The sequence below is a fragment of the Phyllobacterium sp. CCNWLW183 genome, from assembly GCF_037203775.1.
Classification (GTDB): domain Bacteria; phylum Pseudomonadota; class Alphaproteobacteria; order Rhizobiales; family Rhizobiaceae; genus Phyllobacterium; species Phyllobacterium ifriqiyense.
In genome coordinates, this window is the sequence record NZ_JBBCBN010000006.1 from 325,234 (window position 1) to 336,634 (window position 11,401).

The 11,401-nt window shown below is 56.3% G+C and carries 10 protein-coding genes; 7 read left to right on the forward strand and 3 right to left on the reverse strand.

The window, feature by feature from the left end; genetic code table 11:
* The first annotated feature begins 75 nt into the window (after window positions 1–75).
* Genes V9K95_RS15865 through V9K95_RS15875 form a run of 3 tightly spaced genes read left to right on the forward strand, consistent with a single transcriptional unit; the run spans window position 76 to window position 4,209 of the window.
* The gene (locus V9K95_RS15865) at window positions 76–1,290 is read left to right on the forward strand and encodes a trans-sulfuration enzyme family protein (RefSeq protein ID WP_336441043.1); all 1,215 of its coding nucleotides are present in this window, start codon (window positions 76–78) and stop codon (window positions 1,288–1,290) included.
* A gap of 32 nt (window positions 1,291–1,322) precedes the next feature.
* Window positions 1,323–2,726, forward strand: a complete 1,404-nt coding sequence (locus V9K95_RS15870; protein ID WP_336441042.1) for a M20/M25/M40 family metallo-hydrolase — start codon at window positions 1,323–1,325, stop codon at window positions 2,724–2,726.
* 7 nt (window positions 2,727–2,733) lie between these two features.
* On the forward strand, window positions 2,734–4,209 hold the full coding sequence (locus V9K95_RS15875; protein WP_336441041.1) for a lyase family protein: 1,476 nt from the start codon (window positions 2,734–2,736) through the stop codon (window positions 4,207–4,209).
* Between the two features lie 552 nt (window positions 4,210–4,761).
* On the opposite strand, the gene V9K95_RS15880 is transcribed toward V9K95_RS15875, so the two are convergent.
* Both V9K95_RS15880 and V9K95_RS15885 read right to left on the reverse strand, forming a co-directional pair.
* Complete coding sequence (locus tag V9K95_RS15880) at window positions 4,762–5,817, reverse strand: MBL fold metallo-hydrolase (protein WP_336441040.1); 1,056 nt, start codon at window positions 5,815–5,817, stop codon at window positions 4,762–4,764.
* Between the two features lie 385 nt (window positions 5,818–6,202).
* Window positions 6,203–7,108: a LysR family transcriptional regulator gene (locus V9K95_RS15885; protein ID WP_336441039.1), complete on the reverse strand. Its 906-nt coding sequence runs from the start codon at window positions 7,106–7,108 to the stop codon at window positions 6,203–6,205.
* A 95-nt stretch (window positions 7,109–7,203) separates the two neighbouring features.
* Between V9K95_RS15885 and V9K95_RS15890 the strand changes: the two genes are divergently transcribed.
* From V9K95_RS15890 to V9K95_RS15900, 3 genes are all read left to right on the forward strand, one after another.
* Window positions 7,204–7,665, forward strand: a complete 462-nt coding sequence (locus V9K95_RS15890) for an ester cyclase (RefSeq protein ID WP_336441038.1) — start codon at window positions 7,204–7,206, stop codon at window positions 7,663–7,665.
* Window positions 7,665–8,585 carry an NADP-dependent oxidoreductase gene (locus V9K95_RS15895; RefSeq protein ID WP_336441037.1) on the forward strand — a complete coding sequence of 307 codons (921 nt, stop codon included), beginning with the start codon at window positions 7,665–7,667 and terminating at the stop codon, window positions 8,583–8,585. Before V9K95_RS15890 ends, V9K95_RS15895 begins: the two co-directional genes overlap by 1 nt.
* A 97-nt stretch (window positions 8,586–8,682) precedes the next feature.
* Window positions 8,683–9,033 carry a hypothetical protein gene (locus V9K95_RS15900; protein WP_337345110.1) on the forward strand — a complete coding sequence of 117 codons (351 nt, stop codon included), beginning with the start codon at window positions 8,683–8,685 and terminating at the stop codon, window positions 9,031–9,033.
* A 299-nt stretch (window positions 9,034–9,332) separates the two neighbouring features.
* On the opposite strand, the gene V9K95_RS15905 is transcribed toward V9K95_RS15900, so the two are convergent.
* Window positions 9,333–10,160: an AraC family transcriptional regulator gene (locus V9K95_RS15905; RefSeq protein ID WP_336441035.1), complete on the reverse strand. Its 828-nt coding sequence runs from the start codon at window positions 10,158–10,160 to the stop codon at window positions 9,333–9,335.
* 73 nt (window positions 10,161–10,233) lie between these two features.
* Between V9K95_RS15905 and V9K95_RS15910 the strand changes: the two genes are divergently transcribed.
* A complete protein-coding gene (locus tag V9K95_RS15910; protein WP_336441034.1) occupies window positions 10,234–11,169 on the forward strand; it encodes an NmrA family NAD(P)-binding protein in 936 nt (311 codons plus the stop codon).
* The last annotated feature ends 232 nt before the right edge of the window (window positions 11,170–11,401 follow it).

Sequence of the window (11,401 nt, forward strand, 5' to 3'; positions counted from 1 at the left end):
AGAATAGAAATAGCGCAGAATCCATTTTTTTGGAATTGGTTTCTTGCGTTTTGGAGTTGTCAGAAAGGTTCACTCATGAACGATCTTACTCAATGTGTTCTCACGCCTGAGGTGCCGACAGAGGGGTTCAACCCACTCGGCGTCGGGGTACACCGCGCTTCCACGATCGTGTTTAAGGACGCAGCTGCTTATGCGTCGCGTGGAGAGCGTGGACATGATGGGTATTCGTACGGGCTGTACGGCACTCCCACGACACGCACGCTTGAAGCCAAACTGACAAGCCTCGAGGGCGGCTTTTGGAGCTTTCTCACGCCGTCGGGGCAGTCTGCCAATGCTCTGGCTGTCATGCCATTTTTGGCCGCAGGGGATCACATTTTGGTCGCTGATACGGCCTATCCGCCGATGCGTGATCTGGCGGAAACGGATCTGCGACGTCTCGGCGTCGAGGTCGAGTTTTTCGATCCTCAATCGCCAGAAGACGTGGCAGCGAAAATGCGGACATCAACGAAGATCGTCTGGTGCGAAAGTCCCGGCTCTACCACGATGGAGATATTGGATCTTCCAAAGATTGCAGCGATTGCCCATGACCATGGCGCTCTGGTTGGGGTAGATAACACCTGGGCGACCCCACTCAATTTCAAGCCACTCGAGCATGGCGCTGACATTGTGACCGAGGCGCTGACGAAATTCGTGTCGGGTCATTCCGACGTCTTGATGGGATCGATCACCATCAAGGATCAAGCGCTGTTGAAGCCCATCCGCTCACTGATCGGAAGAATGGGGATCGGCGTATCGCCCGATGATGCCTCGTTGGTATTGCGCGGCTTCGAGACCCTTGGTGTGCGACTGCGCCACTCGGAACGAGTGGGCCTCGACTTCGCGCGCAAACTCGAACGTCATCCTTTGGTGCAGCAAGTCCTGCATCCTGGCCTTGAAACCTTTCCGGGGCATGCGCTCTGGAAACGAGACTTTCTCGGTTCCAGCGGCGTGTTCAGCATCGTTTTCAAGCAAGAGGCCTCCGCTCACATTTCTGCGGCGCTCGATACATTGAAGGTTTTTGCCATCGGCGCGTCCTGGGGCGGCACGCGCAGCCTTGCGGCTCCGATGTCTATAGATAACTTTCGCAGCGCGACCGTCTGGTCCGGTCCAGATGTCATTCTTCGACTCAGTATAGGCCTTGAGGATGAGGAAGAGCTTTGGGCCGACCTTGAGCGGCTGCTGGCGGACCTAGACACTCGAAGCGATGCAACCGCACATGACACATCCCTTAAAGCGGTCCGCCAAGGCTGAAGCGAATTTTCATAGATACGGGAGGATAAGGCGTGCCAAATACAGACGACGTGTTGCGCGATATCGACGGCAATTTAGACAGTACACTCCGCAAGCTTCTTGAGCTTGTCTCGATACCCTCAATCTCCGGGGAACCTTCCGGTAATGAAGGCATCGCTCGGGCAGCCGATTGGCTGAAACATGAACTGTCTTCCATTGGCTTGACAGCGGATGTCGTGCAGACGAAAGGTCATCCTGTTGTTTTGGCGAAGTCCGTCTGTAATTTCAACCAGAAGCGTCCACGGTTGCTGTTCTATGGACATTACGACGTGCAGCCGATTGGCGATCTCAACCAATGGAAACATCCTCCTTTCCAGCCGCGCATCATCGAAGAGGATGGTCTTCACCGTTTTTACGGGCGAGGGACGTCTGACAGCAAGAGCCAACTGTGGACTTTCATCGAGTCGCTGCGGGCATGGAAACATATTTTCGGTGAATTTCCAGCCGACGTTGTTGTGATGCTCGAGGGCGAGGAGGAATGCGGGTCGCAAAGCCTGCCCGAATTCATTCAGGCGCATAGACATGAACTGGCCTGCGACGTCGCCTTCATTTGCGACGCCGAGATGTGGTCGGCGACACAGCCGGCCATTACAACGCAGCTCAAGGGTCTGGTGCATGAGCGTGTGACGATCTCGGCCCCGAATCCAGATCTGCATTCAGGGCATTATGGAGCGGTCGCCGCCAATCCTGTCCGGATACTGGCAACGATTCTGGCTGGACTGCACGACGATCAGGGGCGCGTTACCATTGATGGCTTCTATGACGGCGTAAAAGACATACCGGAGGCGGTTCGGCTGCAATGGCGAGAATTGGCGCGGGAGCCGGGTCTGTTGGGAGATGTGGATCTCACCGGGGGTCTCATGGAGGAGGGTTACTCTCCTCTCGAAGCCATGTGGGGTCGCCCGACGGTGGATATCAACGGCATCACCGGAGGCAACCAGGGACCCGGTGAACGTTCAGTCCTGCCTGGAAGCGCAACTGCCCGCCTGTCATTCCGGCTTGTCGCAGGACAGTCTCCGGAAACGATCCGCCTGCGCTTTCGCGACCATGTCGAAAGCAGATTGCCGAAAGGCTGCCGGATTGAGTTTGAAGGTAACGGCGGCAGTTCGGCGGTGATGCTGTCGCAGGAAAGTCCATATCTGAAGGCAGCAACACGCGGTCTGGAGAAAGAATGGCAAATGCCTACTGTCCTTCGAGGGACAGGTGGTGCCATACCGCTGGTCGAACAATTGACCGAGGCCCTTCAAACTGAATGCGTTGTGATTGGCTTCATTCTTCCGAGTGACGCGATCCATGCGCCTGACGAGCGTTACGATAGCGAACGTCTTCGCCAGGGCGCTCGCAGCTGGATTCGGATTTTCGAGGAGATACAGTTACAGAGCGATGGCAAGGCGTAAGAGTCAAATGACATCAGCCCAGCCAGAAGCAACAGGAACGCCATCCCTGCCGTCTCGCCTTGAGAAAGATGCGCTCGGCACTCGGCTCATTGCAGGCGATATAGTGTACGGAATTCAGACGGCGCGAGCCGTCGACAACTTCTCGATCTCGGGCCGTACCATTGCAGATATCGAGGGGTTTGTGCCCGCCATCCTGGTCATCAAGCAGGCGGCAGCACGCGCCAATCAACGTGCAGGTAAGTTGGAGCCGCGTCTGGCTGATGCCATAGAAGCTGCCGTGGTGAGCTGTCTGGCCGACATCCGCAGGCGGGACTTTCCCGTCGATATCTACCATGGCGGCGGCGGCACTGCGGCAAACATGAATGTAAATGAGGTTGTTGCAAACCGGGCCAGTGAAGTCCTGACCGGGAAGTTAGGTCCGGACCCTGTGCATCCCAATACGCATGTCAACATGAGCCAGTCGACGAACGACGTTATCCCGTCTGCCATGAAAATGGCAATTGGTGGAGAACTGAGTGCGCTTCAGCATATGCTGGACAAACTCGTAAACACCATATCACAAAAAGAACTGGAATTTGCAGGTACCGTAAAACTTGCCCGCACATGTCTGCAAGACGCGCTGCCCATAACATTTTCGCAGCAGTTTTCGGGCTATCGTGCCGCATTCCAGCGTCAGGTAGAAGAACTCCGCGTCTTGCAAGAAGGATGCTTGGGATTACCGCTGGGTGCCACGGCGGTTGGAACGGGGGTCGGAGCATCACAACAATATCGAGCTTTAGTGTACGAGGAGCTTCATGCCCTGACGGGCAAAGCTTACAACCTGGAAGCCAACCTTTTCGATGCCCTCCAGAATGCAGATTTCTGGATACGCGTCTCTTCAGGATTGAAGACGATTTCGGTGACACTATCCAAGTTCGCGGCCGATTTACGGCTGATGTCGTCAGGCCCTCGCGCCGGATTTGGCGAGATCACCCTGCCATCGGTGCAGCCCGGTTCGTCCATCATGCCTGGCAAGGTCAACCCGGTGATGCCTGAGATGATCATGCAGGTCGCCTTCCGGGTGATCGGCAATGATGCCACCATAACCCGCGCAGCAGAGGGTGAACTCGATCTCAACGTCTGGGAATCCATCATTATCGAGAGCTTGAGCGAGTCCATCCGATTGATGCGACGAAGCATACCGCTTTTCGTCTCCGGTTGCGTGGCTGGCATTGAGATCAACCCCACACGCGGCGCGGCAGACGCGTCCTCATCCCTTGCGCTTTCGACGGCGCTCGCTGAAATCTTCGGATATCCTGCAGCATCCGCCGTTGCAAAACACGCTGAAACCCACGGCACGTCCATCTCCGAAGCGGCCGTGGAATGCGGGCTAATGAATGCGCAAGACGCAGGCCGTCTATTCGGCGACGTGTCTATCTACACTGAGCTAGAAAAGAGCGAGAGCATTCTCGATGCGCTCCGTAAATCGCAATTGGCACCATGATGCGGAGCGTCATCGACTTCGGAAAGCGCAATGTCTGACATGGATGCGCTCCCAGTGAAAACTTCATCCTTACCTTTTTTCGGTTATGGATTGGGAATACAGCCTCGGGACTGGCCACATGGGCGTTGCCGCCCGTGCCATCATTTTCGCTGAATTGGAGGGGCCGGGATGATGAGCCCTTTCGCACCCCTCGATCTAACGGTGCATTGTATCCACAGATCCAGCGCTACCAGGTGAACGGCGCGAAATCTCTCTTCCGCGATCGAGGCCGAATATTTGCTTACCGGCAATTGCTACGCCAGGGTGGTCTGCGAATCCGCCGAAGCAAAGTCGCTTCGCGCCCTGCTGTTGTCCAAGGCGCCGGGGCGCAGTTGCCATACATGATGTAGACGGTCAAGACGGATAATCAACCAAACGAAGGAATTGAGAAGTCTCGACCTTCGCGTGCCATCCCTTATTGTCGAGCCAGATGGAAAGGTCCGCGAGAATCTGCAGTCGGGATTTTGACGTGTTTTGGCACGCCAACATTCGACCACCGGCACGAGACGTCCGTTACGTCTCGTGCGAAAAGTAACGAACCGCGGGTTCAATGAATTCGCTGTTTTCCCAAGTCGGATATTTGGCCCGGATCTCTTCTAACAGTCGTTGGTCGGGTCCATTGGCCCTCCTGACCAGTTGTCGAACGTCCTGAAAATATCCAGACACTTGCGAAATGATTTCTGGTCCTCCAAGGCTGCCGTGCCCCGGTACGACAAGGCTTGGCTCAAGCAGAAGGATATCTCTTAGCCCCAGTTCCCATCGCGCGATATCCATGTCATTTGCGGTGATCATGGGCGGAAACAGCGGTACGATCGGAAACATGCGCTCTTCAGCGAGGTCACCTGTGAAAACGATGCGTTCGCCAGGGACGAATACAATCTGGTCGCCGGGCGTATGTGCTCTACCCCATGTCCGGAATTCCACCTGTCGTCCGCCCAGGTCAAGCATGACACGTTCCTGATCATAGGTTTGATCAGGCGGCGTCAAAACAATGTTATCCAGCAGGTATTTGTGATCGGCAGGTAGGACGCTTGACCTGAAACCTTCCAGAAGCTTCTGGCCCGTTTGGGCGAAGTAGTCCTTCTGCAGAGCGTTGTAATAGATTCGGCCGGCGGACTTGAACACCTGCGCGCCAAAACCGTGCTCGGGATGGGCATGCGTGACGGTGAGCACGACCTGCCGGCCGGGCGCCAGTCGCCTGGCCAACGCCAATACATCTTCAGCACTCTCTATACCGAGGCCGCAGTCGATGATGAGTACAATATCTCGGCCAACAACAATGCCGATGTTGGGCACCAGCGGGATGCGTTTGTCGAGAAGAATAAAAACCCCAGATGCCACTTCGACGGGAAAACGCGCATCGACGATAGGCAATGGTCGTTTTGGAAACGGCAATGGCGCCTTCAGTTCCTGGGCCATTGCGGTCTCACTGGACGCGGCTACAGCCAAGGCACCCAACCCGGCAAGCTTGAGCATCTGGCGGCGATAAATAGGGCGGCCGGAAGAAGTTTGGTTGCTAGTCATTACATCCACCTTTTGAGATTTACACACGATGCCACGAGCGTTCACGCGGCAGCGTCGACCTTAGTCCGTTTTAAAGGTGGCGAGGCGCGCTACGAGTAGCCAATTGATAATCTGTATGTGACCGCATCGACCGGCCGAATGTTCGCCATCGACTGACCGCTCTTTCCAGCCACTTTTGACCGGATTTTGCTTGCGATACGGAGTGCGAGTGATCAGCAGGCTCACGTTGGTGGCTATATGTTGTCGTGGTCGCACCTTCGTACATTAGTCCCATCAGCAACATCCTCGCGGGTGAAACGCTCGAGGATTCTCGGCTCCACGCGTTTGCGACGATCTCGATTTATTTGTTCGAGAAAGTTCGAGGGCCTAAATTACATGTCTCAAGAAAGGTCGGTAGTCATTTGGCTTTCAAGCCTGCGCCGCATTGGGTTCAGCAGCCGTAAAGAGCCGCGATACAATCCCTGAACCACCGCTGTGCAGGATGTACATCGTTGCGCCGATGCCAGGACAAGCTGAACTGGACAGGGTCCAGTTGGATTGGAGGCTGCAAGATGATCAATTGTTCTGCATATTGCGACGCATCGACCACGCCGCTCATGAGGGTCGCAATCAGATCCGAGCTCGCGACCAGCAGCGGCGCCGCATACATATGAGGCAAGGTGAGGGCAAGACGCCGCTTGAGGCCGCGTTGCGCAAGTTCCGCATCCACGCGTCCAAAACGATCATTCTCCGGTGAGACCAGGAGATGCGACAGTTCAAGGAACCTGTTGAGATCTAAAGGTGTTTCAGTCACCGGATGATCTTTCCTAACGATGCACACGAACCGTTCCACAAAGAGCGGTCTTGTCAGGATGCGGCCTGAAGACGTCGGGGGGACCCCAATCGTTAAATCAACTTCGCCAGCATCGAGCATTGAAATCGCATCGTCGCGCGCGGTGAAGTTGCGAATTCGCAGCGTTATGCCGGATGCCTGCTCCCGTAAGGTCTGGAGAAGCCTCGGAAGAACGACGAAAGTCGGATGATCCGAAAGACCTAGGGAAAATGTTGCGGACGATGTCGATGCATCGAATGCCTGGGTGAACTCCAGCGTCCGCTGTATCTCCTGCAGTGCGTGAGACAAAGGCTCGGAGAGATCAAGAGCCCGAGGTGTCGGCTGAAGTCCGTTCGGTCCGCGCACGAAAAGCTCGTCATTCAACAGGCCGCGCAGTCGGGAGAGCGCTGCACTCATCGCCGGCTGAGTCCTGCCGATCCGCGTTCCGGCGCGGGTCACGCTGCGTTCTGCCATGAGCGCATCGAAGGCGACAAGTAGGTTGAGATCAATTCCGTGTAAATCCATAGTATGGATATAATCACATACCATCAATCGATTTCAAGCATACAATTGGACGCTATAATCTTTGGGGGTCGCTGCATTCCAAGATAGGAACCCTAATGACAAACAATGTTAATGAGCCAAAAGTTTCAGGACTTACGCCTGAAGAACGACACGCGCTTGAAACGCTGTACGAAGCTTTTCATGGCAATCCCGATCTGTTGGACGAGGCTGTCGTCCCTGATTGGCAGGACATACCACTTTCGCCACATCAGCAACCTGGCCGCGATGGCATGAAGCCGCTGATCCGCGAGTTCAATGCCGCCTTCCCGGATTTGAAGATCACCCTTTTGGAAATGATCGGCACGCCGGGAAAAGCCGCTGTACGCGCGCTGATATCGGGCACGCATACAGGCTCCTGGTTCGGCATTGCTCCGACTGGCAAGTCGTTCCAGATGCCCATTCACGAATTCCACTATATTGCGGACGGAAAGGTGACGCACACCTGGCACCTTGAAGACTGGTTCGGCTGGCTGTTTCAGGTGGGCGCCTGGCCGGTGAATACCGGGGAGGCGGCGTGATGAAGGCCCTTCGAATTCGCGGATACAATGCGGCGCCTGTCATCGAAGATGTAGATATTCCCGAGATCGGACCGAGCGAGGTACTGGTTCGGGTCACCGCCGCCAGTCTCAACCCTCTCGACGTCAAGATGCAGCTTGGCTACATGGACGCGTTCTTTCCCGTGAGTTTTCCGTACATTCTAGGTACGGATCTTGCTGGAACCATCGAACGAACCGGATCTCGGGCGACCCACTGGCGCTCGGGTGACGAGGTCATCGCTCGGGTCGACCCCGGCAGCGGGGGCGCGCTTGCTGAATTCGTCATTGTACCGTCCGACTATCTTGTCAGGGCGCCGTCTTCTATTTCGCTGACTGATGCCGCTGGTCTTGCCACCGGTGCTGGCACCGCCTGGCAAGCATTGCATGAGATGGCAGACCTGCGACCGGGTCAGACCGTGCTTGTTCATGCTGGCGCCGGCGGCGTCGGCAGTTTCGCCATCCAACTCGCACGTTCGGCAGGAGCCCGGGTTATTGCAACAGCATCAGGCGCAGGCCTCGATATGGTCCGACGGCTCGGCGCTGATCAAGTCATCGACTATCGCAATGAAAACTTTGCAGAAAAAGTGTCAGACGTCGACGTCGTCCTCGACCCGATTGGCGGCGAGACCCAGCAGGCATCCTACGGTGTCCTTCGAACAGGCGGCCGGCTGCTCGCAACCGCTTCGCCGCCGGACGAGGCTCTCGCAAAAGCGCATAACGTGACGGCAACTTTTGTCTTCCACTCCTCCGATGCTAGCCGCCTCGCCAAGATTGCCAAAAGGGTCGATGAGGGTGCGCTGAAAATCCTCGTGGACAGCCAGGTCCCATTGGCGGGTGCAGTCAAAGCATTCGAACACCAGGGATCGGGGCGCGCGAAAGGTAAGATCATCGTCTCGATATGACGGTCCGGTCGGCAGCATCAGTGTTGCTGGCCTCATCAACTTCGAAACTTTGGGTTTACAGCTGGCGAAATGCCTCTTCTAGACTTGGTGCCAACGTTTGACGCTTTTGTCTGCTTGTTGCGCGCTCGGCGGGTGGAACGCCAGAGATCGAATTCAGAAGATGATCGCCGCCACGCGTACGGCTCGACGACGCGCAGCCGCCGTCGTGCTCGCGAGCGAGGCGTCGGTTCGCCAGCATAATTTGCAGCCGTTGGCGCGACCTGTGGCCTATGGTTACGCCGGTGTCGATCCCGCTTACATGGGGATCGGACCTGTTCCGGCCATGCGGCTGGGACTGGATCGGGCCGGCTTGGGCATCGCGGATATTGACGTGATCAAGTCCAGCGAGGCCCTATCGCACAGTGGTGCGCCGTCGCCCGCGAACTGCAGCTCGTTTCCGAACGAGTGAACCCAAACAGGAGCGGCATTTCACTCGGCCATCGACGCGACCGGTGTGCCGTTATAACGACCAAGTTGATGTACGAACTGCGGCATTCTGGCGGCCGTTAGGGCTGACGACGATGCGCATCGGTGGAGGCCAAGGAATCGATCTGGAACGCGTCTAAACGCGGCGAGCTTTTCGGCCCTGCTATGCGTTTGATCCAGCGCCAACATCAGTGCTATGCGCCTTTTGAGCCGGTCTCCTCCGGCCCCAGGTAGAGAGTCGACTTAGGTCTATGGCTGCTGGAAATTTGGATAGGCAGTGTCTCACGCGTGCTCCGTGCTCAACGAGCGAACGGCAAAGTAACGCGATGGTGTGGTCCCAAGCGCCTTCTTGAACATGACGATGAAGGCCGTCGTCGATTCATACCCTAAGCTGCCTGCTACCCGCTGGACTGTCGCACCGCCGGCAAGTTCCCGCAGCGCGATGACTAGATGTAGCTGACGCCGCCAACGGCCGAAGCTTAATCCTGTCTCTTGGACCATAAGTCTCTTCAACGATCGTTCACTGACGGCGACTTGCTCGGCCCATTGCCCGAGGGTTCGGCGGTCGCTCGGGTCTGCCAAAAGAGCCGCAGCGATCAAGGCGATCTTTGGATGGTCAGATACGGGTAGCTCCAGCCCCTCCCGTGGCATCAGCGCGAGCTCATCGAGCATGACCCGCATGAGCCGATCAACATGAGCGTCGCGCGCATCACTTTCTGATAATTCCGCTACCCAGAGTATCATCTCCCGAAGCATTGGCGATATCGAAAGCGTGCAGCATTCAGCCGGAAGCATGGCCGCGCCGGGCTCGACAAACAGGTATGCTACACGAGCATTGGACGTGACCTGATTGCTGTGAGGAACGCCACTAGGTATCCAAACTCCGCAGTCGGGCGGAACGATCCAGACCCCACTTTCCGATCTGCAGGTAACCGCGCCATGTAGCGCCAAGATGAGTTGACCCTGCCGGTGCTGGTGCTGCGTCTCCTCGGCTTCATAGTCGGCAAAGTCCATCCTGATTGCCATCGCCGGCCCATGAGAGAGGCTCAGATCGATAGCGGCACTGCAGGGACGTGACTTATTCGAAGGTTGGCCCGATTTCGAGATCATATGGCATTATCTCCACTTTTACTCGCAACTCAACCCTTTAGGATCTTGCTTCATCAACTTTAGGAGATTAGCCATGCGTATCGCCGTGGTTGGCGCGACCGGCAGGATCGGTGCCAAACTTACCGAGAACCTCTTGGCCAAAGGCCATTCAGTCAAAGCTCTTTCGAGAGGAGGGCCCGCCCTCGATGCACTTGTCTTAAAAGGAGCAGAACCGTTCCTTGGCAGCTTCGACACAGGTGCTGGTGAGCTTAACTCGTTTTTCGAAGACGCTGACGCTGCGTTCCTAATGGTCAAAACCATTTGGGGGTCGGAGGACTTCCATGGGCACTACCCTACGGTAGCGCTTCGCTTTTTCGACGCACTTCGGGATTCCCCTGTGAAATTTGCCGTGAGCCTGACCGGAATGGGATCCGATGTAAGCGGAAACACTGGCCATTTCCAGCCCTTCTATGTCCTGGATCAGATACTCAACCGACTACGAGACATCAATTTGGTGCATCTGCAGGGTGGCTGGTTCATGGAGAACCTGTGCGGGTGGATCGACTCGATCGCGCAGCACGATAGGATCGGCTGGTCGCTTGACCCCAACGTCAAAACTCCTTGGGTTGCCATCCAGGACATCGCGGATCTCGCAGCGAAAGAGTTCGACACGCCGACTGACCAGCACCGATCCGTAAAGCAACTGGGCATCGATTACACGATGACCGAGATCGCGGCGATAATCGGCCGGGCACTCGGTAAAGACGTGGACTATCGTTTCATCGATAGGAGCGATCGCGAGGTCGAGACGGTATTCCGGGAGAGATTCGGAACTCTCGGACGGTGGGTCTACGATAACGACACCTTGGCTGCTCTTAACGATGGGCGTATAGCGTTTCACGAGGATCGTCCTGCGCTGCGCACGACAATTGAAGAATTCGTGAGGGACACCCTCAGGCCGCTGATCGAGAAGGCGCGGACGGATGGCGTCAAACCAGAGACCTTCCTAACGTGGAGCTCAAAAGGATAATTGCTAAGTTAGCGTAATCTACGTCAGAACCCCATACGGCAGCCACAAGCAACCCAATGTCCGAGCCCGGCTCGATCCATCCGCGCTTCGTGACCGCCGATCCCTGAAAGGTCATTGCTGCCGTCAGGCGCGGGCACCAAGCCTTAGATTCGATCCGCTAGACATTGGTGCCGGTACTCCGTACCTTGCGTTTCGATGGAGACGCCACCGTTTAGCGTGAGGCGGTAGCCCT

What these genes read in the sequence shown, in the direction of transcription:
- V9K95_RS15875 (WP_336441041.1), top strand. Translation starts at nt 2,734, where the DNA reads ATGACATCAGCCCAGCCAGAAGCAACAGGAACGCCATCCCTGCCGTCT.
- V9K95_RS15890 (WP_336441038.1), top strand. Translation starts at nt 7,204, where the DNA reads ATGACAAACAATGTTAATGAGCCAAAAGTTTCAGGACTTACGCCTGAA.
- V9K95_RS15895 (WP_336441037.1), top strand. Translation starts at nt 7,665, where the DNA reads ATGAAGGCCCTTCGAATTCGCGGATACAATGCGGCGCCTGTCATCGAA.
- V9K95_RS15885 (WP_336441039.1), bottom strand. Translation starts at nt 7,108, where the DNA reads ATGGATTTACACGGAATTGATCTCAACCTACTTGTCGCCTTCGATGCG.
- V9K95_RS15910 (WP_336441034.1), top strand. Translation starts at nt 10,234, where the DNA reads ATGCGTATCGCCGTGGTTGGCGCGACCGGCAGGATCGGTGCCAAACTT.
- V9K95_RS15905 (WP_336441035.1), bottom strand. Translation starts at nt 10,160, where the DNA reads ATGATCTCGAAATCGGGCCAACCTTCGAATAAGTCACGTCCCTGCAGT.
- V9K95_RS15865 (WP_336441043.1), top strand. Translation starts at nt 76, where the DNA reads ATGAACGATCTTACTCAATGTGTTCTCACGCCTGAGGTGCCGACAGAG.